At 70.6% G+C, this 23,624-nt stretch carries 22 protein-coding genes; 17 read left to right on the top strand and 5 right to left on the bottom strand.

The annotated features are described in order from the left end of the window. Window positions 1-24: 24 nt before the first annotated feature. From J2850_RS25680 to coxB (J2850_RS25660), 5 genes are all read right to left on the bottom strand, one after another. Entirely contained in the window at window positions 25-1,629 is a 1,605-nt protein-coding gene (locus tag J2850_RS25680; protein ID WP_209988369.1) for an MFS transporter, read from the bottom strand. Then, window positions 1,626-2,804, bottom strand: coding sequence for an HlyD family secretion protein (locus J2850_RS25675; RefSeq protein ID WP_246513543.1), 1,179 nt, complete (start codon window positions 2,802-2,804; stop codon window positions 1,626-1,628). Before J2850_RS25675 ends, J2850_RS25680 begins: the two co-directional genes overlap by 4 nt. A gap of 240 nt (window positions 2,805-3,044) precedes the next feature. After that, on the bottom strand, window positions 3,045-3,407 hold the full coding sequence (locus tag J2850_RS25670; RefSeq protein ID WP_209988366.1) for a hypothetical protein: 363 nt from the start codon (window positions 3,405-3,407) through the stop codon (window positions 3,045-3,047). Between the two features lie 21 nt (window positions 3,408-3,428). Then, window positions 3,429-5,972: a cytochrome c oxidase subunit I gene (gene ctaD / locus J2850_RS25665; RefSeq protein WP_209988363.1), complete on the bottom strand. Its 2,544-nt coding sequence runs from the start codon at window positions 5,970-5,972 to the stop codon at window positions 3,429-3,431. After that, entirely contained in the window at window positions 5,969-6,970 is a 1,002-nt protein-coding gene (gene coxB / locus J2850_RS25660) for a cytochrome c oxidase subunit II (protein ID WP_209988359.1), read from the bottom strand. The genes ctaD (J2850_RS25665) and coxB (J2850_RS25660) overlap by 4 nt, the downstream gene beginning before the upstream one ends. A 492-nt stretch (window positions 6,971-7,462) precedes the next feature. On the opposite strand from coxB (J2850_RS25660), the gene J2850_RS25655 reads away from it, so the two are divergent. From J2850_RS25655 to J2850_RS25575, 17 genes are all read left to right on the top strand, one after another. Continuing rightward, the gene (locus J2850_RS25655; protein ID WP_209988356.1) at window positions 7,463-8,116 is read left to right on the top strand and encodes a cytochrome c3 family protein; all 654 of its coding nucleotides are present in this window, start codon (window positions 7,463-7,465) and stop codon (window positions 8,114-8,116) included. Further along, window positions 8,113-11,196 carry a TAT-variant-translocated molybdopterin oxidoreductase gene (locus J2850_RS25650; protein ID WP_209988350.1) on the top strand — a complete coding sequence of 1,028 codons (3,084 nt, stop codon included), beginning with the start codon at window positions 8,113-8,115 and terminating at the stop codon, window positions 11,194-11,196. The genes J2850_RS25655 and J2850_RS25650 overlap by 4 nt, the downstream gene beginning before the upstream one ends. Continuing rightward, on the top strand, window positions 11,180-12,562 hold the full coding sequence (gene nrfD, locus J2850_RS25645) for an NrfD/PsrC family molybdoenzyme membrane anchor subunit (protein ID WP_209988345.1): 1,383 nt from the start codon (window positions 11,180-11,182) through the stop codon (window positions 12,560-12,562). Before J2850_RS25650 ends, nrfD begins: the two co-directional genes overlap by 17 nt. Beyond that, complete coding sequence (locus J2850_RS25640; protein ID WP_209988342.1) at window positions 12,559-13,137, top strand: DUF3341 domain-containing protein; 579 nt, start codon at window positions 12,559-12,561, stop codon at window positions 13,135-13,137. The genes nrfD and J2850_RS25640 overlap by 4 nt, the downstream gene beginning before the upstream one ends. After that, window positions 13,134-13,703: a c-type cytochrome gene (locus tag J2850_RS25635; protein ID WP_209988340.1), complete on the top strand. Its 570-nt coding sequence runs from the start codon at window positions 13,134-13,136 to the stop codon at window positions 13,701-13,703. The genes J2850_RS25640 and J2850_RS25635 overlap by 4 nt, the downstream gene beginning before the upstream one ends. Continuing rightward, window positions 13,700-14,833 (top strand): hypothetical protein, encoded by a 1,134-nt coding sequence (locus J2850_RS25630; RefSeq protein ID WP_209988337.1) that lies wholly within the window; start codon window positions 13,700-13,702, stop codon window positions 14,831-14,833. Before J2850_RS25635 ends, J2850_RS25630 begins: the two co-directional genes overlap by 4 nt. Then, a complete protein-coding gene (locus J2850_RS25625; protein WP_209988335.1) occupies window positions 14,826-15,335 on the top strand; it encodes a hypothetical protein in 510 nt (169 codons plus the stop codon). Before J2850_RS25630 ends, J2850_RS25625 begins: the two co-directional genes overlap by 8 nt. Then, entirely contained in the window at window positions 15,332-16,144 is an 813-nt protein-coding gene (locus tag J2850_RS25620) for an SCO family protein (RefSeq protein ID WP_209988333.1), read from the top strand. Before J2850_RS25625 ends, J2850_RS25620 begins: the two co-directional genes overlap by 4 nt. Further along, window positions 16,141-17,166 (top strand): cytochrome c oxidase subunit II, encoded by a 1,026-nt coding sequence (coxB, locus tag J2850_RS25615; RefSeq protein ID WP_343206897.1) that lies wholly within the window; start codon window positions 16,141-16,143, stop codon window positions 17,164-17,166. The genes J2850_RS25620 and coxB (J2850_RS25615) overlap by 4 nt, the downstream gene beginning before the upstream one ends. Next, on the top strand, window positions 17,163-18,806 hold the full coding sequence (gene ctaD, locus J2850_RS25610; protein ID WP_209988330.1) for a cytochrome c oxidase subunit I: 1,644 nt from the start codon (window positions 17,163-17,165) through the stop codon (window positions 18,804-18,806). The genes coxB (J2850_RS25615) and ctaD (J2850_RS25610) overlap by 4 nt, the downstream gene beginning before the upstream one ends. Beyond that, on the top strand, window positions 18,799-19,467 hold the full coding sequence (locus J2850_RS25605; protein WP_209988327.1) for a cytochrome c oxidase subunit 3 family protein: 669 nt from the start codon (window positions 18,799-18,801) through the stop codon (window positions 19,465-19,467). The genes ctaD (J2850_RS25610) and J2850_RS25605 overlap by 8 nt, the downstream gene beginning before the upstream one ends. Beyond that, on the top strand, window positions 19,464-19,811 hold the full coding sequence (locus J2850_RS25600) for a cytochrome C oxidase subunit IV family protein (protein WP_209988324.1): 348 nt from the start codon (window positions 19,464-19,466) through the stop codon (window positions 19,809-19,811). The genes J2850_RS25605 and J2850_RS25600 overlap by 4 nt, the downstream gene beginning before the upstream one ends. A gap of 40 nt (window positions 19,812-19,851) precedes the next feature. Continuing rightward, on the top strand, window positions 19,852-20,331 hold the full coding sequence (locus J2850_RS25595; protein WP_209988323.1) for a hypothetical protein: 480 nt from the start codon (window positions 19,852-19,854) through the stop codon (window positions 20,329-20,331). A gap of 164 nt (window positions 20,332-20,495) precedes the next feature. After that, complete coding sequence (locus tag J2850_RS25590) at window positions 20,496-20,750, top strand: hypothetical protein (RefSeq protein WP_209988318.1); 255 nt, start codon at window positions 20,496-20,498, stop codon at window positions 20,748-20,750. Window positions 20,751-20,898: 148 nt separating this feature from the next. Continuing rightward, window positions 20,899-21,717, top strand: a complete 819-nt coding sequence (locus J2850_RS25585; protein WP_209988315.1) for a formate/nitrite transporter family protein — start codon at window positions 20,899-20,901, stop codon at window positions 21,715-21,717. A 126-nt stretch (window positions 21,718-21,843) separates the two neighbouring features. Then, complete coding sequence (locus J2850_RS25580; RefSeq protein ID WP_209988312.1) at window positions 21,844-22,695, top strand: TIGR02587 family membrane protein; 852 nt, start codon at window positions 21,844-21,846, stop codon at window positions 22,693-22,695. Between the two features lie 22 nt (window positions 22,696-22,717). Then, window positions 22,718-23,173 (top strand): TIGR02588 family protein, encoded by a 456-nt coding sequence (locus tag J2850_RS25575; RefSeq protein WP_209988309.1) that lies wholly within the window; start codon window positions 22,718-22,720, stop codon window positions 23,171-23,173. Window positions 23,174-23,624 lie beyond the last annotated feature (451 nt).

Raw genomic sequence — 23,624 nt, 5'->3', positions numbered from 1 at the left:
GACCCGGCTCTCAGGACCCAACCTTCAAGGCTTCGGCGCCGGGCGCAGCAGGGCGATCAGCAGCAGGCCGCCGACGATGAACCAGGCGATGACCAGGAAGCCGTCGATGTAGGTCAGCACATAGGCCTGCTTGCGCACCGTCGCCGACAGCAGCGACAGCGCCCGCTGCGTCGCCTCCTCGTTCCCGGTCGAGCGGGCCGCCACCCGCGCGACGGTGCCGGCCACCCGCTGGACGGTGTCGACATCGCCCACCACCACGTCGGAGACCAGCCGGAAGCTGTGGAACTGCTCGCGCATGCGGACGAAGGTCTGCATGAAGGCGGCCCCCAGCTCGCCGCCCAGCAGGCGCGCGGTCTGCATCAGCGCGCCGAGCGCCAGGATGTGGGCGGGCGACAGGTTCTTGACGTTGAAGAAGATCAGCGAGGTCATCGCGAAGGACTGGCCGAAGGCCTGGAGCATCTGCGAGGGCAGGAAGTCGGCGCCGATCCAGTCCGCCGTCAGGTGCGAGGCGAGCCAGCAGGCCAGCCCGACCGCGACGAAGCCGGCGGCCATCACCACGCGGGGATCGGCATGCCGCAGCAGCGTGCCGACCAGGGGCGCCAACAGGAATTGCGGCAATGCGATCAGCAGCAGCGTGTCCCCCACCTCCAGCGCCCGGTAGTTGTTCACCGTGATGAGGAACTGCGGCACGAGATAGGCGGTCGACAGCATGATCAGCCGCAGCAGCACCAGCAGCAGGCACAGCAGCGGGATGTTGCCGCGGAACAGGACGCTGAAGGTGATCCAGGGCTTGGGACAGGTCAGCTCCTGCACGATGAAGGCGGCGATCAGCAGCGCGCCGCCGAGGAACAGCCCGATGATGAGGCCGGAGTTGAACCAGTCCAGCCGGTTGCCCTGGTCGAGCGCGGCATAGAGCAGCGCGAAGCCGAGGCTGGCGTAGCCGATCCCCCACCAGTCCCCGTCCTTGAGCAGGTCGCGGCGCACCGGTTCGGCCGGCATGCCGAAATGGACGCACAGCGCCATCAGCGGCGCCAGCATCGCCGTGTCCCAGAACAGCCAGCGCCAGTCGAGATTCTCGATCACCCACCCCTCGATGGAGGCGGAGAAGTTCAGCGACAGCTCGACGTTCATCGCGTAGATGGCGATGCCGTAGACCAGATAGCGCGGCGGCAGGTTGCGGACGATGAAGCCGATGGTCAGCGGGATGAAGGTGCCCGACGACAGCCCGGCCAGCACCTGGAAGGTCAGCACCCCGGTCAGCGTCCCGGTCAGCGGCAGGGCCAGCGTCGCCAGCCCGTAGGTGACGGAGGAGACCAGCAGCACCCGCCGCGGCCCGAAGACCACGCCGAGGAAGGCGGCGGCCGGCGCCACCAGCATCTGCGCCACCGTGTAGGCGGTGGTGATCCACGCCCCCTCGTCGAAGCCGGCGCCGATCGCCCCGCGGATGTCGGCCAACCCGAAGGTGGTGATGCGCGAGGTCAGGGTGGAGACCAGCGCCCCGAGCAGCACCCCCAGCAGGCCGATGAGCGGATGATGCGTCAGGACCGGCGGGGCGGCCTGGGCCGGACGCCGCAGCGGCAGCAGCGGGAAACGGCGGGCGGCCGGTTCCCCGGCGGCATCGGCGCTCACGATCCGCCCTCCCCGGCCGTGCTTTCCCCGGCCGTGCTTTCGGTGTCGACGGTGACGACCACCGACATGCCGGGCCGCAGCCGGTCCTGCAGCGGGTTGGGGCTGTCGAGGACGATCTTCACCGGGATGCGCTGGACGATCTTGGTGAAGTTGCCGGTGGCGTTCTCCGGCGGCAGCAGGGCGAACTGGCTGCCGCTGGCCGGTGATTCGCCGGAAACCCGGCCGGTGAGCGCGGTGTCGGGAAAGGTGTCGACCCGGATCGTCGCCGGCTGCCCGGCGCGGATGCGGGTCATCTGGGTCTCCTTGAAGTTGGCGATCACCCATACGGACGGGAGCGGCACCAGCGTGATGATCTGGCTGCCCTGGCCGACATACTGCCCAGGGCGGACCTGCCGCTGCCCGACCATGCCGTCGGCCGGCGCGCGGATGGTCGTGCGCTCCAGCGTGATGCGGGCGAGATCGAGGTCGGCCTGACGCTGCTGCCGGGTGGCCTCGGCCTGCCGCACCTGGACGTCGATGCCGTCGAGCGCCGCCTTCTGCTGGTCGACCTGGGCCTGGCCGCCCTCCAGCGCCGCCTGGGCGCGGCGGGCGGTGGCCTGGGCCTGCTGCAGCGCCTGCAGGGTGCCGGCCACCCCCTGCTCGGTCAGCGAGCGCTGCCGCGCCTCCTCCAGCCGCGCCCTCCAGGCCTCGGCCTCCAGCCCATGGACGTTCGCCTCGGCCTGATCGACCAGGGCGCGCTGGGTGCGCTTCTGGATGTCGAGCTGGGCGATGGCCGCATCGGCCGCCGCCAGTGCCGCCTCCGCCTGTTCGACGCGGGCGCGGTAGTCGTCGTCCACCACCACCGCGACCGGATCGCCGGCCCGCACCCGCTGGAAGTCGACGACCGGCATGTCGCGGACCACGCCCGACACCTGGGACGACAGCGGCGTGATGTCGGATTGCAGGTAGGCGTCGTTGGTGGTCTGGCGCTTGGCCGAGCCCACCCACAGGTCCCAGCGCGTCGCCAGGGCGACCACCAGCACCACCGCCAGCCCCAGCACGGCCAGCCGCACCAGCCAGGGGCTCCAGGCCACCGGCGGGGCGGCGGCGGGCGGCGGCGGCGGCGGCGGAGGAGGAGGAGGAGGTTGGGACGGCTGGTGCCCCGAGATCTGCGGTGGCGCGGCGGCGTCGGTCATGCGGGACACTCCCTCCAGGTCGGCCTACTGAAAACGGCGCCTCCGGCGCTGCGGCCCGGGTCGGGCGGAGCGGTTTCAGCCTGCCGACCCTACGCAAAGTCCGGGGGGAAAGGTCACTGCACCAAGGTGTACCCCCCGCTTGGCACGGCATCTGCCTCCACCATCGGGGGGGTGGACCGGCGGTACGGCCTGACGGTTCGAAGGAGGCCGCACGGGGGGCGGCCCCGGCCGCCTCCCGCCTCAGCCGCAGGCCGGCACCATCAGCGCCGGCAGGGCGACCCACAGGATGGCGACCAGCGCCGTCCCGGCGCCGGCCGCCACGAACCAGCGGGCGAAGCGGCGGGGATCCTCGGCGGCGACATGGTCGGCGGGGCCATGGCCGCCCAGCGCCCGCGCCATCAGCATCGCGACCCAGAGCAGGGCCAGAACGGTCACGATGCCGATCAGGGCCGGCGACAGCGGGTATCCCAGCAGGCGGGCGTCCTGCAGGTGGCGGGCACAGATGATGCCGTTGATGCCGTAGACCAGCCCGAAATGGGCCGCCCAGACCAGGAAGGGCGACATCAGGGCGGCGAAGGTGACGGCGAAGCTGCGATGCGCCATGACGGTCCTCACACGGCAGGGTCATATGGCGAGGCGGGGAAACAGGTGGAGAAGCAGCAGGGCGGCCCCGCCCTGCGCCGCGCTGTACCAGCCCATCAGCATGGTGTTGTCGAGCGTCACCCGCCGCTCGGCGTGCAGCAGCCCGGCAAGGGACCGCGCCAGCGTATAGCCCAGCATGAGCGTCATCACCCCGACATGGAAGCCCTGCCAGCCCACCAGCATGTAGGTGATCGCCCCATAGGCGCTGGCCGAGCCGCTGAGGCCGGTGCCGATCTGGGCCCAGGCGTCCACCACCACCCCCGCCACCATGGCGATCCAGGCGAGGCCGAGGCCGAGGCGGACCCCGCCGTGGCGGTTGCGGTCGACCGAACGCCGTGCCCAGCCGATGGCCAGCGCCGACAGCCCCCACAACGCCAGCCCGCCGGCCAGCCAGGGCAGGCCGGGGAGAGCGGCCAGTTGGCCGGCTTGCGGCCAGACGTCGGGGCTGACGGTCCACAGGAAGACATAGGTGAAGACCAGGCAGGCGAAGGCGGTGCCGTCCACCAGCAGCAGCACCACCATCGCCCACCAGGAATGGTTGGCCGGCCCCTGCACGTAGACCGGCACGCGCCAGCCGCCGCCGACGTCCTGCGGCGGGCTGTCGGCGCCCTTGTCCAGCTCCCACAGCCACCACATCACCATGGCGACGGCCAGCACCGCCGGGACCAGGGACGCGTAGTACCATTGCACGGTCAGGCAGAGGAAATGCGCCGCGGTGAACAGGCCGGCCAGGAAATGCGCCCAGTGGGGGCCGGGCAGCGGCATCAGGTACTGCGGCTTGGCCTCGATCGGGCTGGTGACGATCGTCTCGCGCCGGCCGGTCGGGGCGCCGGGCAGGAAATGCGCGCCTTCCGCCACCTCGCGCGGCAGGTCCGGATTGTCCCACAGCGGGTAGAGGCCGGTGACGTGCGGGATGCTGCGGGTGGCGTAGTTCTCGTTGGGCAGCCATTCCAGCGTGCCGGCGTTCCAGGGGTTGGGCGGCGACTTGCGGCCGCCGCCGAAGGCGCTGCGCGCCATGTCGGCGAAGACCAGCAGCACCCCCAGCGCCAGGACGAAGGCGCCGACGGTCGAGACGAGGTTCAGCACGTTCCAGCCGAGGTCGCCGGGATAGGTGTAGACGCGCCGCGGCATGCCGAGCAGGCCGCTGAGGTGCATGGGGAAGAAGGCGACGTTGAAGCCGACGAACATCAGCCAGAAGGCCCAGCGCCCCAGCCGCTCCGACAGCAGGCGGCCGTTCAGCGTCGGCCACCAGTGGTAGAGGCCGGCGAAGACCGGGAAGACCATGCCGCCGATCAGCACATAATGGAGGTGGGCGACGATGAAGTAGCTGTCGTGCACCTGCCAGTCGAAGGGCACCACCGCCACCATCACCCCGGTCAGCCCGCCGAGGACGAAGATGAAGAGGAAGCCGAACAGGAAGTGGGCCGCCGCCGTCCATTGCACGCGGCCGGCCCCAAGCGTGGCGATCCAGGCGAAGACCTGGATGCCGCTCGGCACCGCTACCGCCATGCTGGCGGCGGAGAAGAAGCTGAGGGACAGCGACGGGATGCCGGTGGCGAACATGTGGTGGACCCACAGCCCGAAGCTGAAGAAGCCGGTCCCCACCAGCGCCAGCACCACCCAGTTGTGGCCGACCAGCGGCCGGCGGGCCAGCGTCGGCACCATCATCGACACCAGGCCGGCGGCCGGCAGGAAGATGATATAGACCTCCGGGTGCCCGAAGAACCAGAACAGGTGCTGCCAGAGCAGCGGGTCGCCGCCCTTGGCGGCGATGAAGAAGGGCCAGTGGAAGGCGCGCTCGATCTCCAGCAGCCCGGTGGCGACGATGACCGCGGGGAAGGCGAAGATGATCATCCCCGCCATCACCAGCATCGACCAGGCGTAGATCGGCAGCTTGTCCAGCGTCATGCCGGGCGGGCGGGTGCGCAGGATGCCGACCACGATCTCGATGGCGCCGGCGATGGCGGAAATCTCGATGAAGCCGATGCCCAGCAGCCAGAAGTCGGCGTTGATGCCGGGCGAGAATTCGTAGCTGGTCAGCGGCGGGTACATGAACCAGCCGCCGTCCGGGGCGGCGTCGAAGACCAGCGAGCAGAAGAAGGCGACCCCGCCGAAGAAATAGGCCCAGAAGGCGAAGGCCGACAGCCGGGGAAAGGGAAGGTCGCGCGCCGCCAGCATCGCCGGCAGCATGTAGACGCCGATGGCCTCGACGATCGGCACGGCGAACAGGAACATCATGCCGGTGCCGTGGACGGTGAAGAACTGGTTGTAGGTGCCGTGGTCGAGCAGCCCGTTCTCCGGCACCGCGAGCTGGACCCGCATGACCAGCGCCAGCAGCCCGGCGACCGCGAAGAACAGCAGGGCGGTGCCGATGTACCAGACGCCGACGATGTTGTTGTTCAGCTCGGTCAGCAGCGACAGGCCGCGCGGCATCCGCCAGACGCGGCGCAGGGCCGTCTCCTCCCCCGCCGGGCGGGGAAGCGGGCTGGGCATGCCGTCGCGGCCGCCGGTGGGATTCACGCTCATTTCAGGCTCTCCAGCCAGGCGGCCATGGCATGCAGGGTGTCGCCGTCCATCACGTCGAAGGACGGCATGCGGCTTTCGGGCTTGATGTGCTGGGCGGCCTGGATCCAGGCGGCGATCGTCTCCACCCGGTTGGGCAGCGTTCCGGCGGCCAGCGACGGCCGGGCGCCGATGCCGCTGAGGTCCGGGCCGACGAGGCCGTCGGCGGCCGTGCCGTGCACGGCGTGGCACGCATGGCAGCCGACGGCGAAGAAGGCGTCGCGCCCGCGGGCCAGTTCGGGCGTCGCCGGCTCGGGCGGCGGGCGGCGGCGGGCGGCGAGCCAGGCGTCGAACTCGCCGGCCGGCAGGACGCGGACGTCGAAGGCCATCAGGGCGTGCTGGGCGCCGCAATATTCGGCGCACTGGCCGCGGTAGAGGCCGGGCCTCTCGGCGACGACCGGCAGCCGGTTCACATGGCCGGGGATCATGTCGATCTTGCCGGCCAGCGACGGCACCCAGAAGCTGTGGATGACGTCGGCGCTCGTCACCCGCAGCTCGACCGGCCGGCCGGCCGGCAGCACGATCTCGTTGGCGCCCCGCACCGGATCGGCGCCGTCCGCATGATAGCGGACGTCCCACCACCACATGACGCCGGTGACCTCGACCACCAGCGCCGGGTCGGGCGCCAGGACGGCGAGGCGACGGGCCAGCCCGAATTCGTGGATCTGCAACGCCGTCAGCGTGACCACCGGGAACAGCAGGCCGCCGCCGACCACCCAGGACAGGCGGCCGGGAAAGCGTTCCGGCCGCGCCAGGGCGGCGTAGAGCGCCAGCCCCATCACCGCCAGGAAGATGACCGTGCCGCCGACGAACAGAGCCCAGCCGGTCACCAGGATGTCGCGGGCGGCGGCCCCGGCGGCGTCCAGCGCCGACTGCCGCCCCTCGCAGGCAGCGAGGACGGCCGGCAGGCCGGCGAGCATGCAGGCCCGCAAGAGGTAGCGTCCGGTCCGTCCCACCGCCATGCGTCCCGTTCCGCCGTGCCGTTGACCCGATGCCTCCCCGGTTCAACGCAGCATGGGCTGGGCGGTTTCATCGGGGAGCGCCGATTTCCCGCGGATTGCAGGGGGATGGCTCCAGGCGTCCGGTCGGGAAGACGGGAAAAAGGATGGTGCCGGAATTCCCGGCCCGAAAAGGGTCGTCCATCTGTGGCATTGCCAATCGGCCGCCCGGTGCAAAGCTGAACAAGCGTTTGCGCAGCTCCCGGCCGCGGGAGAGGCGCCTGGACCGTGACCGGCGGATGGACCCGGATCGAAACCGGCGGGACGCGGCGGCAAAGCCGTTCCTCACCCATGCCCGCTGCGGCGGTGCAGGCAAGGACAGGGAGAGCAGGCATGGGCCAGGACCGGGATGGGAACCGGGGTTGGGGCCGGAGGTCGGGCCAGAGGTCGGATTGGGGCCGTCGGGAGGCCACCGCCGTAGCCGTAGCCGGAGCCGGCCCGGCCGGGGCCTGAGCGATGCCCGGGGTCTTCAGTCCGGCCGCGAACATCGCGACCAAGCTGGTGCTGTACGCGCTGCTCGCGGGGCTGGTCACGCTGGCCGGCGGCGCCTGGTTCTTTCCCAACACCACCTACGCGACGCGGCAGGGCATCGCGGTGCCGCAGCCGGTGCCGTTCAGCCACGACCACCATGTCTCCGGCCTCGGGCTGGACTGCCGCTACTGCCACAGCGCGGTCGAGGTCTCGGCCAACGCCGGCCTGCCGCCGACCCACACCTGCATGACCTGCCATTCGCAGATCTGGACGAACGCGGAGATCCTGGCGCCGGTGCGGCGGAGCCTGGCCGACGGCGAGCCGATCCGCTGGAACCGCGTCAACACCCTGCCCGACTACGTCTTCTTCAACCACAGCATCCATGTCGCCAAGGGCGTCGGCTGCACGACCTGCCACGGGCCGGTCGACACCATGCCCCTGACCTGGAAGGGAGCGAGCCTGCGGATGAGCTGGTGCCTCGACTGCCATCGCAACCCGGCCCCCAACCTGCGCCCGCGGGAGGAGGTGTTCGACACCGACTGGCGGCGGACCGCCGCGACGCCCACGGGCGAGACGCTGATGGCGCGCTACCACATCCATCCCGAAAGCCTGACCGACTGCTCGGTATGCCACCGATGAGCCGGCGGGACGCAGACGACCGCGGCGGAGCGCGGTCCGCAGGGCTGGCGCGGGACGTCGCGGGGCGGCTGGCCGGAAAGAGCGGCCGGGCGCTGTGGCGCAGCCTGGACGAGCTGGCGGGCGAACCGCGCGTGCTGGAGATGCTGCGCAACGAGTTCCCCGGCCTGCCCGACCTGGCCGAGGCGCGGGTCGGCCGGCGCCGGATCCTGGAGCTGATGGGCGCCTCCTTCGCGCTGGCCGGCCTGTCGGGCTGCGGCGGGGGAGAGGCGCCGGACGAAGCCATCCCCTATGTCGTGGCCCCCCCCGGCGTGGTGCCGGGAGTCGCCCGGCATTTCGCAACCGCCGTCACCCGCGGCGGCTATGCCGACGGCGTGATCGTCACCCACCAGATGGGCCGCCCGGTGCAGGTGGAGGGCAATCCCGAGCATCCCGCCAGCCTGGGGGCACTCGACCCGATCATCCAGGCCAGCATCCTCGACCTCTACGACCCCGACCGCTCGCGCACCGTGCTGAAGGCCGGGCGGATCGCCGGTGCCGACGCGCTGGTGAAGGCGCTGTCCGACCGCGCCGCCGCGCTTGCGGCACGCGGCGGCGAGGGGTTGCGCATCCTCAGCGGCACCGTCACCTCCCCCACCCTGGCCGGCCAGATCGGGGCGCTGCGGCAGCGCTTCCCCGCGCTGCAGTGGCACCGCTGGGAAGCGGACGGGCGCGACACGCTGCGGGCCGGCGCCATGCTCGCCTTCGGCCGGCCGGTCGACAGCGTGCTGCATCTGGACCAGGCGAGGGTGATCCTGGCGGTGGAGAGCGATATCCTCGACGGCGCCCCCGGCCACCTGCGCTACGCCCGCGACTTCGCGCGCCGCCGCCGCGCCGCGGAGGAGGGCGATGTCGGCGGCATGAGCCGCCTCTACGCGGTGGAAAGCGTGCCGACGCTGGCCGGCGCCCGCGCCGACCACCGATTCGCCCTGCGCCCGCACGAGGTGGAGGCGGTGGTGCGGGCGCTCGCCGCCACGCTGGGCGCCGGGCCGGCGGAGTGGCGCCAGGGCGCGCCCGGACGGATGGCGACCGCCGTCGACGCCATGGCCCGCGACCTCGCCGCCAACCGCGGCGCCGTCCTGGTCCATGCCGGGCCGGCCCAGCCGGCGGCGACCCATGCCCTGGTCCATGCCATCAACGCCGCACTCGGCGCGCCGGGCCGGACGGTGACCTACATCGAGCCGGTGGAGGCGGAGCCGGTCGACCATGGGGAGTCGCTGGACCGCCTCGCCGCCGACATGATCGGCGGGCGGGTCGACACCCTGCTGGTCCTGGGGTGCAACCCGGTCTTCACCGCGCCGGCCGACCTGGACTTCGCCGCCGCGCTGGCGGCGGTGCCGGTCTCGGTCCATCTCGGCACCGCGGTCGACGAGACGGCCATGCACTGCACCTGGCATGTGCCGGAGGCGCACGAGTTCGAGCGCTGGGGCGACGCGCGGGCCTTCGATGGCACCGTCACCATCCTGCAGCCGCAGGTGAAGCCGCTGTGGGGCGGCTGGTCGCCGCACGAGCTGCTGGCCGTGCTGGGCGGAGAGACGCGGCCGGACGGCCATGCCATCGTCCGCGCCGCCTGGGCGCGGCGGTTCGACGGAAGCGGCGGCGGGACGGACGAGGCGGACGGGCGCCGCTGGGCGGACGCCGTGCGCAGCGGCGTGGTGCCGGACAGTGCCGCGGCCGAGGCGGCGGTGTCCGTGGCGCCGGGCCTCGCCGGGCGCCTGCCGCCGGCATCGGTCGGTCCGGAGGGCGGCGCGCCGACCGCGCTGTTCCGCCCCGACCCCTGGCTGCGCGACGGGCGCTACGCCAATCTCGGCTGGCTGCAGGAGCTGCCGCGGCCCTTCACCACCCTGACCTGGGACAACGCCGTGCTGATGGCCCCGGCCACCGCCGCGCGGCTCGGCCTCGCCAACGAGGACGTGGTGGCAGTGACGGCGGCGATGACGGGGGCGGCCGGCAGCGTCGAGGCCCCTGTCTGGACGGTGCCCGGCCATGCCGAGGATTGCATCACCCTGCCCTTCGGCTTCGGCCGCAAGGTGGCCGGCCGCGTCGGCCGCGGCGTCGGGTTCGACGCCTTCCGGCTGCGCACGAGCGACCATCCCTGGGAACTGCCGGGGGTCGAGCTGCGCCGGACCGGGAAGATCCGGCGCCTCGCGGTGACCCAGCACCACCAGATGATCGATTCCCCCGACCTCGTGCGCCATGCGACGCTGGACGAGTTCCGGCGGAACCCGACCTTCGCCAAGCGCCCGGAGCCGGAGCAGTCGCTCTATCCCGCCTACGAGTATCCCCGCAATGCCTGGGCGATGGCGATCAACCTGGACTCCTGCATCGGCTGCAACGCCTGCACCGCCGCCTGCCAGGCCGAGAACAACATCGCGGTCGTCGGCAAGGAGGAGGTGCTGCGGAACCGGCAGATGCACTGGATCCGCATCGACACCTGGTACGAGAGCGGCACGGAGGGCGGCGCGGCAGGGCGCGGCGAACCGGAACAGACGCTGTTCCAGCCGATGACCTGCATGCATTGCGAGAACGCGCCCTGCGAGGTGGTCTGCCCGGTCGGCGCCACCATGCACGACACCGACGGGCTGAACGTGATGGTCTACAACCGCTGCGTCGGCACCCGCTTCTGCTCGAACAACTGCCCCTACAAGGTACGGCGGTTCAACTACTTCAACTATTCGGAGGACGACAGCCGCCTGTCGCTGTCCTGGAACCCCGACGTGTCGGTGCGCCCGCGCGGCGTCATGGAGAAATGCACCTACTGCATCCAGCGCATCCGCGAGGCCCGCATCGCCGCCGACCGCGAGAACCGGCCGATCCGCGACGGCGAGGTGAAGACCGCCTGCCAGCAGGCCTGCCCGGCCGAGGCCATCGTCTTCGGCGACGCCAACGATCCCGACAGCGCGGTCAGCCGGCGCCAGGCGAGCCCGCTCGACTACGGCGTGCTGACCGAGCTGAACACCCGGCCGCGCACCAGCTACCAGGCGCGGCTGCGCAACCCGAACCCCGAGATCGCGGAGGGCCGGGACGATGCCTCCCACTCCTGACGCGGTCGCCGGGCCGGACAGCGCGCACCCGGTGATCGAACCCGGCGTGACGGCGATGTCGGTGACCGCGCATGTCAGCGACCTTGTGCTGGAACGGCGCACGCCGCTGTGGTGGTGGGTCGGGTTCGGCCTTTCGCTGGCGCTGCTCGGCGTGTTCGCCGTGGCACTGGGCTGGCTGTTCATCCGCGGCGTCGGCATCTGGGGGATCGACTGGCCGATCTCCTGGGGCTTCGCCATCGGCAACTATGTCTGGTGGGTGGGGATGGCCAGCGGCGGGACGCTGATCTCCGCCCTGTTCTTCCTGACCCGGTCGGACTGGCGCAGCGCCACCAGCCGCATCGCGGAATCGATGACGGTCTTCTGCGTCGCCTGCGCCGGCATCATGCCGGTCATCCATCTCGGGCGCTGGTGGTATTTCTACTGGCTGTTCCCCTATCCCAACACCATGTCGCTGTGGCCGCAGTTCCGCAGCCCGCTGCACTGGGATTTCGTCGCCATCCTGGCCTATGTGATGGGGTCGGTGCTGTTCTGGTATGTCGGGCTGATCCCCGACCTCGCCACCCTGCGCGACCGGGCGCGGCGGCGCTGGCAGCGGCTGCTGTACGGCGTGATGGCGATGGGCTGGCAGGGATCGTCGGGCCACTGGCGCCAGTTCAAGATGCTGTACCTGATCCTGGCCGCGCTGATGGCGCCGCTGGTCTGCTCCATCCACAGCATCGTCGGGCTGGACTTCGCCGGCGGCCTGACGCCGGGCTGGCACGAGACGCAGTTCCCGCCCTATTTCGTCTTCGGCGCCGCGCTGTCGGGCTTCGCGGTGGTGCTGATGCTGGTGATGCCGCTGCGCCGCGCGCTCGATCTCCACGGCGTCATCACGCCGCGCCATGTCGACGTCCTGGCCCGGCTGATGCTGACCGCCAGCCTGCTGCTGTCCTACTGCTACCTGATGGAAGTGTTCATGCCCTTCTACCGGGGGGAGAGGGCCGACATCATCCAGGTGATGGCGCAGCTCGGCGGCTACTACGCCCCCTGGTACTGGGCGAAGATCGTCCTCAACGGCGTGATCCCCCAACTCCTGTGGTTCCGCCGGGTGCGCCGGAACCAGCCGCTGCTGTTCCTGGTGGCGCTGGGCGTGGTCGTCGGCATGTGGATCGAGCGGTTCGTCATCGTCGTCGGCAGCCTGCACCGCAACCATTCGGAATCGAGCTGGTTCATCTTCGTCCCCACCGTCTGGGACTGGGCGACGCTGGCCGGGTCGGTCGGGCTGTTCCTGACCGGCTTCTTCCTGCTGCTGCGCTTCATCCCGATGGTCTCGATGTTCGAACTGCGCGAGCTGATCCACAAGAAGACGGCGGGAGACGGCCGATGACCGCCCGCCCCGCATCGCACCGCGACCACACCGGCCGGGGCACCGGCCATGCGCTCCGCGGGACGGTCGCGGCCTTCGACCATCCCGACGCCATGCTGGAGGCGCTGCGCCGCCTGCGGCAGGCCGGCTTCTCGCGGCTGGAGGTCTACAGCCCCTATGCGGTGGAGGAGGTGGACGAGCTGCTGGGCCGCAAGCGGGCGGCCCTGCCGCTGGTGGTCGCGGCCGCCGGCGTGCTGGGCGGGATCGGCGGCTTCTTCCTGCAATACTGGGGCATGGCGGTGAGCTATCCGCTGAACATCGGCGGACGGCCGCTGAACAGTTGGCCGGCCTTCAGCACCAGCACCTTCGAGATCTCGGCGCTGTGCATGCTGCTGGCCGGGCTGCTGGCCTTCTGCGCCGCCTGCCGCCTGCCCCGCCCCTACGACCCGATCTTCGACGTGCCGGGGTTCGAGCAAGCCTCGCAGGACCGTTTCCTGATCTGGATCGCCGCACGCGAGGGCCGCGACGACCGCGCGCTTCTGCACACCCTGCTGCCCGAGGGCCAGGGCGTCCGCATCGACGAGGTGCCGGCATGACCGCGCGGGCCGCGCCCGCCCTCCTGACGGCCATCCTCCTGCCGGCCGTACTCCTATTGGCCGCGGCGCTGCTGGGGGCTTGCGACAACATGGCCAAACAGCCGCGCGACAAGACATGGACCCCGGCCGGGCGGACGGCGGACGGCGACCCGGACCGCAAGTCCTGGCCGCCGGTGCCGCCCGCCGACGCCATCGCGCGGGAGGACGTGGCGCAGCCGCCCCCCGCCCTGACGCCGGCGCTGCTGGAACGCGGCCGCGAGCGCTACGAAATCTACTGCACGCCCTGCCACGGCTATGCCGGCGACGGCGACGGCATGATCGTGCGGCGCGGCTTCCCGCACCCACCCTCCTTCCACGGCGACGCCCTGCGCACGGCGCCGACCCGGCATTTCTACGACGTCGTCACCAACGGCTGGGGTGCCATGTACTCCTACGCCGACCGCGTCGGGCCGGATGACCGCTGGGCCATCGCCGCCTATATCCGGGCGTTGCAGGCCAGCCAGAACACCGCGGCGGCCGACCTGCCGCCCGGCCTGCCGCCAGCGGCACGGGAGGCGCTGAAATGAGATGCCGGTCGTCCCTCGCCCTCTCCCTCCTGCTGGCGGCGGCCGGTGGGGCGGCCTGCGCCGCCGGTGCGCTGGTCGATCCGCAGGCGGTGCTGCGGGGCTGGCTCGCCTCGCTCGCCTTCTGGATCGGGCTGCCGCTCGGCGCCATGATGCTGCTGTTCGCCCACGACCTGACCGGCGGGCGCTGGGGTGCCGCGGCGGTGCCGCCGCTGCGCGCCATGGTCGCGGCGCTGCCGCTGGCGCTGCTGCTGCTGCTGCCGGTCCTGGTCTGGCTCCCCCAGATCTATCCCTGGGCGCGCCCCGAGGAGGCGGCGCATCTGAGGAACCAGTTCTACCTGAACACGCCGTTCTTCCTTGCGCGCGCGGCGACCTACGCGGTGGTGTGGCTGCTGCTGGCGTGGGCGGCGCTGCGGCGCCCGGGCACCGGCGCCAACCCCGTCGCGGCACCGGGGCTGATCCTGCTGGGCCTGACCGGCAGCTTCGCCGCCGTCGACTGGATGATGTCGGTCGAGCCGGACTGGGGCTCCAGCATCTACGGGATGATGATCATCAGCGGGCAGTTGCTGGGCGCGCTGGCGCTGGCGACGCTGGCGGCCGTTCTTGGCGGGCGGCCGGATGGAGGAAGGGTGGATGGCGGGCGGGTGGATCCTGGCCAAAGGAACGACCTGGGCAGCCTGCTGATCGCGGCGGTCCTGCTGTGGTTCTACCTGTCCTTCATGCAGTTCCTGATCGTCTGGCAGGAGAACCTGCCGCAGGAGATCACCTGGTACGTCCGGCGGCTGGCCGGCGGCTGGGGCTGGACGGCGGTGCTGGGTGCGCTGGCGCAGGGGGCGGTGCCCTTCCTCGCCCTGGTCTGGTGGCCGGTGAAGCGCAGCCGCCGCGGTCTGGCCGCGGTCTGCGCCCTGCTGCTGGCGGCGCACCTGATGGAATGCTGGTGGCTGATCCTGCCGGGGCTGGAGGGCGGCTTCACCTGGTTCGCCCCGGCCGCCGCGCTGGCGATGGGCGGGGCCGGGGCGGCGGTGTTCCTCCGGCGGCTGGGCCGCCGGGGAGCAGGGCGTGCGCCGGCCCGGGCGGCGGACGGCCACGTCGCCGCCCCCGCGGCCTTGCCGGACGGAGCCCGCCATGGATGAGTCCGCGCGCATGAACCGCCCGAGGCGCACCGGCATCGCCGCGCTGGCGGCGGCCCTGCTGCCCGGCCGCCGCCGGGGCGGTGGACGCCCGCCCGACGCCGGGGAGGCGGAGCGGCACACCCCCGCCACCCGCTTCGAGACGCGCGACACGCCGCCCTGGCTGATCCTGCTGCTGGGCGCGCTGGCGGCCGGGCTGCTCGGGCTGGTGGTGGTGGCGCTGCTGCTGATCTTCCCGGACGCCACCGGGAAGGAGCATAAGGCGCTATCCGTCCCGATGCCGGAGCCGGCGCTGCAGGTCGATCCCCCCGCCGACTTCCAGCGCTACAAGGCGCAGGCGATGGACCGGCTGGCGGGCTTCGGCTGGATCGACCGCGGGCGCGGCATCGTCCATGTCCCGATCGCCGACGCGATGCGTCGGATCGCCGAGCGGGGCATCCCCGATTGGCCGGCGGATGCGCGACGGGATGCGCGGGCGGATGCGGGGCGGGAGGGGCGGCGATGAGGACGATCCAGGCCCTTGCCCTGGCCCTCTGGATGCTGGCCGCCTGGATGCCGGCCGCTCCGGCGGCGGCGCTCGGCACGCCGTCCGCCCTGCTGCCGTCCGGCTTCGCGGATCTGGCCTTCGACCAGCATCCGGGCGCGCGGCTGCCGCGGGACGTCGTGCTGCGCGACGGCGGCGGGCGCGAGGTCGCGACCGGCAGCCTGTTCGACCGCGGGCGGCCGCTGGTGCTGGTGTTCGACTATTTCCGCTGCACCACGCTGTGCGGCGTGGTGCTGGGCGACCTGGCGGCGGCGCTGCGGACCGTGCCGCTGTCCCCTGGCAAGGACTACGAGGTGATGGCGGTCAGCATCGACCCGGAGGATCGGCCGGCCGACGCCCGGGCCCTGTTGGACCGGCATTTCGACCGCGACCCGCGGCTGGCCGGCGCCATCCACGCGCTGGTCGGCGAGCCGCGGGAGGTGGCGCGCCTCGCCGGGGCGGCCGGCTTCCCCTACCGCCGCGACGAGGCGACCGGCCAGTACGCCCATCCGGCGGGCGTGGTGCTGGTATCGCCGGGGGGAACCGTCTCCCGCTACATCCTGGGCGTCGGCTACGACCCGATGGACCTGCGGCTCGGGCTGGTCGACGCCGCGGGCGGGGCCGTCGGCTCGGTCGCCGACCATATCCTGCTGCTGTGCTACGGCTACGATCCGGCAGAGGGCAGATACAACGCCGCGGTGGGCCGCCTGATGCAGGCGACCGGCGCGCTGTCGGTGCTGGCGCTGGGGCTGGTGATCGCCCGCGCCGCCCGCCGGACGGGGAGGCCGTGACCGCCGCCATGGGAAGCATGCAGATCCTCCCCGCCACCGCGTCGAGCCATGCCGCCGACATGGACTGGCTGTTCGCGGCGCTGGTCGGCACCAGCGGCTTCATCCTGCTGCTGGTCTTCGGGCTGATGATCACCTTCTGCGTCCGCTACCGGGCGAACAGCAAGGTCGAGCGCGGCAACCGGCTGGGCCGCACCTGGCGGCTGGAGGCCGCCTGGACCGCCGCCACCTTCGCCGCCTTCCTCGCCCTCTATTTCTGGGGTGCCGACCTCTACATCCGCATCCACCGGCCGCCGCCGGACGCCACCGACGTCTATGTCGTCGGCAAGCAGTGGATGTGGAAGATCGAGCATGCCGGCGGCCAGCGCGAGATCGACAGCCTGCATGTGCCCGTCGGCCGGCCGGTGCGGCTGGTGCTGACCTCGCAGGACGTGATCCACGACTTCGCCATCCCGGCCTTCCGCATCCGCCAGGACGCCGTGCCCGGCCGCTACGAGACGCTGTGGTTCACCCCGACCGAGGTCGGCGAATACCCGCTGTACTGCGCCGAGTTCTGCGGCACCTACCATGCCCGGATGGGCGGCAGCGTCGTCGTGATGGAGCCGTCCGATTTCCAGCGCTGGCTGGACGGCCAGGGCGCCGGGCCCAGCCTCGCCCAGGAGGGCGAGGCGCTGTTCCGGCAGTATGGCTGCAGCGGCTGCCATGGTGCCGCCAGCACCGTCCACGCACCGCGGCTGGAGGGCCTGTTCGGCCGCCCGGTCCCGCTGGAGGGCGGCGGCACCGTCATCGCCGACGACCGCTACATCCGGGATTCGATCCTGCTGCCGAGGTCGGAGATCGCCGCCGGCTATCCGCCGGTCATGCCGTCCTTCGCCGGGCAGATCGGCGAGGACGAGCTGCTGAAGCTGGTCGCCTACATCAAGTCGCTGGCCGACAGGACGGCCGGAAACACAGAAGCCGGCCCCCCGGCCGGCGGCAAGCAGGCCGGCCCCCCGGCCGGCAGCGCGGAAAAGGACGCCCGATGACCACCGCGACCGTGACCGGAAAGACGGACGAGCCCGTCGTCGGAACCAGGAACTACCTGACCGAGGGCGGCGTCACCCTGCGGTCCTGGCTGCTGACCAGGGACCACAAGCGGATCGCCATCCTCTACACCCTGTCGATCACCCTGTTCTTCTTCGTCGGCGGCGCCGCGGCGACGCTGATCCGGCTGAACCTGGTGACGCCGCCCGGCATCTTCACGCCGGACGTCTACAACCGGCTGTTCACGCTGCACGGCATCGTGATGGTCTGGTTCTTCCTGATCCCGTCGATCCCCAACACGATGGGCAATTTCCTGATCCCGCTGATGATCGGGGCCAAGGACCTGGCCTTTCCACGCCTGAACCTGCTGAGCTGGTACCTCTACATGGCGGCCGGGCTGCTGGCGCTGTTCGCCATCGTCATCGGCGGGGTCGACACCGGCTGGACCTTCTACACGCCCTTCTCGTCGATGTACTCCAACGGCTACGTCGTGCTGGCGCTGGCGGCGGTGTTCACCGCCGGCTTCTCGTCGATCCTGACCGGGCTGAACTTCATCGTCACCACCCACAGGATGCGGGCGCCGGGCATGACCTGGTACCGGCTGCCGGTGTTCGTCTGGTCGAACTACGCGACCTCGATCATCATGGTGCTGGCGACACCGGTGCTGGCGATCACGCTGGCGCTGGTGGCGGTGGAGCGGCTGCTGCAGGTGGGCATCTTCGACCCGGCGCTGGGCGGCGACCCGCTACTGTTCCAGCACCTGTTCTGGTTCTACTCCCACCCCGCGGTCTACATCATGATCCTGCCGGGCTTCGGCGTGATCAGCGAGGTGGTGCCCTGCTTCGCCCGCAAGCCGCTGTTCGGCTACAAGTTCGTGGTGTGGTCGAGCATCACCATCTCGGTGATCGGCTTCTTCGTGTGGGCGCACCACATGTTCGTCGCGGGCATCTCGCTCTACGCCGGGCTGGTCTTCTCGCTGCTGAGCTACGTCATCGCGGTGCCGTCGGCGATCAAGGTGTTCAACTGGACCGCCACCCTGCACAAGGGCTGGATCAGCTTCGACGCGCCGATGCTCTATGCGCTGGGGTTCATCGGGCTGTTCACCATCGGCGGGCTGACCGGGCTGTTCCTCGCCAACCTGGCCTTCGACGTCCACGTCACCGACACCTACTTCGTCGTCGCCCATTTCCACTACATCATGGTCGGCGGCATGGTCAGCGCCTATTTCGCCGGGCTGCATTACTGGTGGCCCAAGGTGACGGGGCGGCTCTACCATGAATGGTGGGCGCGCATCGCGGCATTGCTGATCTTCTTCGGCTTCAACCTGACCTTCTTCCCGCAGTTCATCCTCGGCTATCTCGGCATGCAGCGGCGCTACTTCTCCTACGCGCCGGAATTCCAGCTCTGGAACATCTTCTCCTCGGCCGGCGCCTCGGTGCTGGCGGTCGGCTACGTCCTGCCCTTCTTCTACCTGGGCTGGTCGCTGTTCCGCGGCCAGCGCGCCGGCGCCAACCCGTGGGCGGCGACCGGCCTGGAGTGGCAGACCAGCTCGCCACCGCCCACCCACAATTTCGACCGGACGCCCACCGTCACGCGGCCACCCTACCAGTACCGGCCGGAGCCGGAGCCCCAGGATGTCTGACGCACGGCGGGAGCCCTGGCCCGATCCCTCGCCCGAACCCCAGTACGCGACGATGGCGCAGCAGGCGGAAGCGGCGTCCTTCGGCATGTGGGTGTTCCTGGCCACCGAGGTGCTGTTCTTCGGCGGGATGCTGCTCGCCTATGCCTGGGCGCGCGGCAGCTTTCCCGCGGGCTTCGCCGAGGCCGGCCGCCACACCAAGATCTTCATCGGGTCGGTGAACACCGTGGTGCTCCTGACCAGCAGCTTCACCATGGCCTGGGCGGTGAATGCCGCCGAGCACGGGCGGCGCCGGCCGACGGCGTGGCTGCTGGCGGCCACCGCGCTGCTGGCGCTGCTGTTCCTGGCGCTGAAGGGCGTCGAGTACCACCAGGAGTGGACCGAGCATCTGGTGCCGGGGCTGAACTTCCGCGAGGAGGGCCCGAACGCGCATGCGGTCGAGCTGTTCTACTTCCTCTATTTCATGTTGACCGGCATCCATGGCATCCACGTCACGATCGGCATCGGCCTGATCGCCGTCACGATGGTGCGGGCTTGGCGCGGCGCCTTTTCCGAGCGTTATTACACGCCGGTGGAGGTCACCGGGCTCTACTGGCACTTCGTCGACATCGTCTGGATCTTCCTCTACCCGCTGATCTATCTGGTCGGACGGAGCGGCCCATGAAGTCACCGTCTCCGAAGGGCCTGCCGCGCGCGCTGCTGCTCACCTGGGTGGCACTGCTGGCGCTGCTGGCGGCGACGCTGGCCCTCGCCTACGTGCCGATGAGCGGCCCGCTGAACGTCGCGGTGGCGCTCGGCATCTCGGCGGGGAAGGCGCTGCTGGTGCTGGCGGTGTTCATGAAGCTGTTCCGCGCCTCCGCCCTCACCCGCGCCGCCGCCGCGGCCGGGCTGTTCTGGCTGGGCATCCTGTTCGCCCTCGCGGCGACCGACTACCTGACCAGGACGGTGGAGCCGGCGGGCGAGCTGTCCGCCCCGACGGGGCGCAACCTGCCGGCGGAGGGCCGGTGACGCGGGCGTTGCAGCCGGTTCGACGAAAGGATGGTCCCCCATGCGCTCCGATGCCACCAGCCGACTGGTCGATGCCGTGGTGCGAACCCGGCGGATGATGGCCGCCGGCCGGCAGGAGGCCACCGCACGCTTCTGCGACGACGACGGCGACCGCGATGGCCGCAAGCGGACGGTGCTGGAGCAGATCCGCGACCTGCACGACCGCATCATCCTGCCGATCGTCGACTCCCGGCAGCCGATCGTCCGCGAGGTCGGGACCGTCTGGTTCCAGGAGGACGTCAACCTGCTCCACGAGATGCCGCGGGCGGTGGTCCATTTCGTGTCACGCGATACCGACAAGGCGGCGCCGCGCGCCTACATGACCATCCATGTCGGGGAGGACGGGACCACCTCGGTCTCGCAGAACTTCCTGACCCCGGTGAAGACGACCGATGTGGCGACCCTCCGCCTCGACGACCTGCACAGCGAAACCGTCGCCCGGCTGGTCGACGAGTTCCTTGCCAAGGCGATGCAGGGCTGACGCCCCTCCCGCAAGGCCACGGAAGGACAGCTTGAGCGCGAGAAAAGCCTCCAAATTGGAGGTGGGAGCACACGCTTCGGCAGTAACCATGCTCCACGCCTGTGCAACGACACATTGTTCAGACACTAATGTTTCAAAGACAGTTCATTGTATAGGAGGGGGGAATGATTCCTATTAGCGGAGGCTACACCACTTATTCCGCCGAAGAATGCAAGCGTCTGGAGATGCTGCTGCAAAAGCTGGAGCAGGAATCCCTACTTGTCAGGGCCGAAACTTCACCGTATCTCCGCAAGATGCTCGATGCCCGGATCGACGACGTCGCAAGACGATTGGGCCTGTTGGCGGCACTGTCGCCGAATGGACGGCGCGGCCTCGCAGACTCCAACAATGGCGGGCTCCACACCCAACGGGCGCACTGACTTTACGAAAGTTTATTTTCCGTCTTCCCAACAGATTTCTGACGCGGTGGAAGAGGCGATTGGCCACTTTCCACCGTTTTTTTGTTTACCGTGACGGCGGCTGCCGGATCGATCCGCCGCGCCCCAGCCGGAACGGGAGACAACACCAGTGCCAGACGCCAGCGACAGCGGCCTCGACCGGGACCAGCAGGACGAGGTCAAGGAGCGGTCCAATCCCCCCGCCCTGATCCTGCACGAGGCCATCCGCGTCGAAGGGCAGCAGGAACTGGAACGGCCGGCCTCCTCGCTGCTGTGGTCGGGGCTGGCCGCCGGCTTGTCGATGGGGTTCTCGATGGTCGGCGAGGCGCTGATCACGACCCATCTGCCCGACGAGCCGTGGCGGCCGCTGATCGCCAGCTTCGGCTACTGCTTCGGCTTCCTGATCGTCATCCTCGGCCGCCAGCAACTGTTCACCGAGAACACGCTGACGGTGATCCTGCCGCTGCTCCACCGCTGGTCGACGCGGTCGCTGCTGCAGGTGCTGCGGCTGTGGGTCCTGGTGTTCGCGGCGAACATCGCCGGCACGCTGCTGTTCGCCGCCTTCGCCGCCGGGACGGAGGCCTTTTCCGAACCCATGCGCGCCGCCTTCGTCGAGCTCGGGAAGACCGCCGCACGCTCCGGCTTCATGACGACGCTGCTGCACGGCGTGCTCGCCGGCTGGCTGATCGCGCTGCTCGTGTGGATCACGCCGGCCGTCGGGCAGGCGCGCTTCTTCGTCATCGTCGCCCTGACCTGGCTGATCGCGCTCGGCAAGTTCGCCCATGTCGTCGCCGGGTCGGCGGAGGTGTCCCTCGCGGTCATGGCCGGCCCGATCGGCTGGGGCGATTACGCCTTCGGCTTCCTGCTGCCGTCGCTGATCGGGAACGTGCTGGGTGGCGTCGGGCTGGTGGCGCTGATCAACCATGCGCAAGTTCGGCAGGACCGGTGAGGGACGGCCCCTCCGCCTTTCGGGGTCCGCCTTTCTATCCCGCCCGTCCGACTTTCTCCGGGAAACCTGCCGGCCGTCCGCGGCGTTGTCGAAAGCGACGATGGCAGAACCGTCCGGAGGCGACGCATGACCGCCGGTGACGCGGCAGGGGAGAAACCGTCCTACGAGGACAACCGGTCCTTCCTGGTCGGGCTGGCGCGGGCCTTCGCCGGCGCGCTGATCTTCTCGCTGCCCATGCTGATGACCATGGAGATGTGGTGGATCGGCTTCTACATGAGCCCCTGGCGGCTGGCCCTGCTGCTGACGCTCATGATTCCGCTGCTGGTCGGCCTGTCGGTGGTCAGCGGCTTCAAGGTCAACGCCAGCCTGCGCGACGACGTCGCCGACGCCTTCGTCGCCATCGCGGTGGCTGTGGTGATGTCGACTGTCATCCTGTTCATCTTCAAGGTGCTGACCGTCGACATGCCGGCGCGCGAGATCGTCGGCAAGATCGCCTTGCAGAGCTTCCCGGCCGCCATCGGCGCCATGCTGGCCCGCGACCAGCTCGGCGAGAAGACGCCCGAGAGCACGCAGCGCCAGGCGTCGATGACCTACGGGCAGGAGCTGTTCCTGATGGGCGTCGGGGCGCTGTTCCTCGGCTTCAACGTCGCCCCGACCGAGGAAATGGTGCTGCTGTCCTACATGATGGACCCGTGGCGCGAGATCGCGCTTCTGGTGCTGTCGCTGGTGCTGATGCACGGCTTCGTCTATGCGGTGGAGTTTCCCGGCGGGTCGAAGCCGCGCCCCGGCGTCGGCTTCTGGAGCCTGTTCCTGCGCTTCACCGTCGTCGGCTACGTCCTGGTGCTGGCGATCTGCCTCTTTCTGCTCTGGACCTTCGGCCGGACCGACGGCACCGGCGTCGCGGAGATCCTGAGCGCCACCGTGGTGCTCGGCTTCCCCTGCGCCATCGGGGCCGCGTCGGCCCGCCTGATACTGTGACGGCAAGACGGGAGTGCCTTCCATGGCGATGCACAGCGAGTCGGCCGGCGCCCGCCGGCAGGAGGATGCTTCCCGGGGCGACGGGCAGCAGGAGCATGCGCCGCCGACCTCGCCCTGGGAATGGGTGGCGGCCGGTTTCGGCGTGCTGCTGATCGCGGCGATGATCGGCTACATGGTGCAGTACGGCCTGCGGGAAGGCAGCGCCGTGCCCGGGGACATCAGCGTCGCTGCGGTGGGAACCCAGGCGGGCAGCCATGCCTTCACGGTCCGCTTCAAGGTGAAGAACGAGACCAGCGCCACCGCCGCCGGCCTGCGCGTCCAGGGCGAACTGAAGTCGGGCGACAGGGTGGTCGAGACGGCGGAGACCACCTTCGACTACCTGCCGCCCTATTCGTCGCGCTACGGCGGCCTGATCTTCGAGAACGACCCCAGCCGCTACGAGTTGCACATCACCCCGAGCGGATACAACGAACCATAGCGCCCCGCCCCAGGGCAATCGCATATGGCTCCCTCTCCCGCCCCGGGAGAGGGCATGGAACCGACGGCCGCAGGCCGGACGACTGCAAGGCAGTCGTAGGTGGAATGCGGTCGCGAGCCTTGCGAGCGACCTCGGGGCCCATGCGGAGCATGGGAAGGGTGAGGGGTGATGCAAGAAACCCTGCGGTTCCGGGGTCTTGGAACACCCCCTCACCCTCCCCACTTCGTGGGTCCCCTCCCTCTCCCGGGGCGGGAGAGGGCGATTATCGCCATATGCGATAGCCGTGGCGGCCGCCCCGCCCGGACGCAGTGCCGGTACCCGTCGCGACACCAGCCATGTCCGTCCGGATGATCGACAGCGGCGTCACCCGTGGTTAAATAGCGGCTTCGCCACCGGTGACGGCGGGATGCATCGGCCGCACCGCGGTCGCCGGCAGGCAGTCGCCGCGGGT

It is taken from the genome of Azospirillum picis, assembly GCF_017876115.1.
Lineage (GTDB): Bacteria > Pseudomonadota > Alphaproteobacteria > Azospirillales > Azospirillaceae > Azospirillum > Azospirillum picis.
This window is presented reverse-complemented; position numbering and strand designations above follow the sequence as displayed.

Bases quoted from the DNA above. Each gene is read 5' to 3' on its own strand.
- J2850_RS25580 (WP_209988312.1), top strand. From the start codon at position 21,844: ATGACCGCCGGTGACGCGGCAGGGGAGAAACCGTCCTACGAGGACAAC.
- J2850_RS25600 (WP_209988324.1), top strand. From the start codon at position 19,464: ATGAAGTCACCGTCTCCGAAGGGCCTGCCGCGCGCGCTGCTGCTCACC.
- J2850_RS25650 (WP_209988350.1), top strand. From the start codon at position 8,113: ATGAGCCGGCGGGACGCAGACGACCGCGGCGGAGCGCGGTCCGCAGGG.
- J2850_RS25620 (WP_209988333.1), top strand. From the start codon at position 15,332: ATGAGGACGATCCAGGCCCTTGCCCTGGCCCTCTGGATGCTGGCCGCC.
- J2850_RS25575 (WP_209988309.1), top strand. From the start codon at position 22,718: ATGGCGATGCACAGCGAGTCGGCCGGCGCCCGCCGGCAGGAGGATGCT.
- coxB (WP_209988359.1), bottom strand. From the start codon at position 6,970: ATGGCGGTGGGACGGACCGGACGCTACCTCTTGCGGGCCTGCATGCTC.
- J2850_RS25655 (WP_209988356.1), top strand. From the start codon at position 7,463: ATGCCCGGGGTCTTCAGTCCGGCCGCGAACATCGCGACCAAGCTGGTG.
- J2850_RS25675 (WP_246513543.1), bottom strand. From the start codon at position 2,804: ATGACCGACGCCGCCGCGCCACCGCAGATCTCGGGGCACCAGCCGTCC.
- J2850_RS25590 (WP_209988318.1), top strand. From the start codon at position 20,496: ATGATTCCTATTAGCGGAGGCTACACCACTTATTCCGCCGAAGAATGC.
- ctaD (WP_209988363.1), bottom strand. From the start codon at position 5,972: ATGAGCGTGAATCCCACCGGCGGCCGCGACGGCATGCCCAGCCCGCTT.
- ctaD (WP_209988330.1), top strand. From the start codon at position 17,163: ATGACCACCGCGACCGTGACCGGAAAGACGGACGAGCCCGTCGTCGGA.
- J2850_RS25630 (WP_209988337.1), top strand. From the start codon at position 13,700: ATGAGATGCCGGTCGTCCCTCGCCCTCTCCCTCCTGCTGGCGGCGGCC.
- J2850_RS25635 (WP_209988340.1), top strand. From the start codon at position 13,134: ATGACCGCGCGGGCCGCGCCCGCCCTCCTGACGGCCATCCTCCTGCCG.
- J2850_RS25670 (WP_209988366.1), bottom strand. From the start codon at position 3,407: ATGGCGCATCGCAGCTTCGCCGTCACCTTCGCCGCCCTGATGTCGCCC.
- J2850_RS25640 (WP_209988342.1), top strand. From the start codon at position 12,559: ATGACCGCCCGCCCCGCATCGCACCGCGACCACACCGGCCGGGGCACC.
- J2850_RS25625 (WP_209988335.1), top strand. From the start codon at position 14,826: ATGGATGAGTCCGCGCGCATGAACCGCCCGAGGCGCACCGGCATCGCC.
- nrfD (WP_209988345.1), top strand. From the start codon at position 11,180: ATGCCTCCCACTCCTGACGCGGTCGCCGGGCCGGACAGCGCGCACCCG.
- J2850_RS25595 (WP_209988323.1), top strand. From the start codon at position 19,852: ATGCGCTCCGATGCCACCAGCCGACTGGTCGATGCCGTGGTGCGAACC.
- J2850_RS25605 (WP_209988327.1), top strand. From the start codon at position 18,799: ATGTCTGACGCACGGCGGGAGCCCTGGCCCGATCCCTCGCCCGAACCC.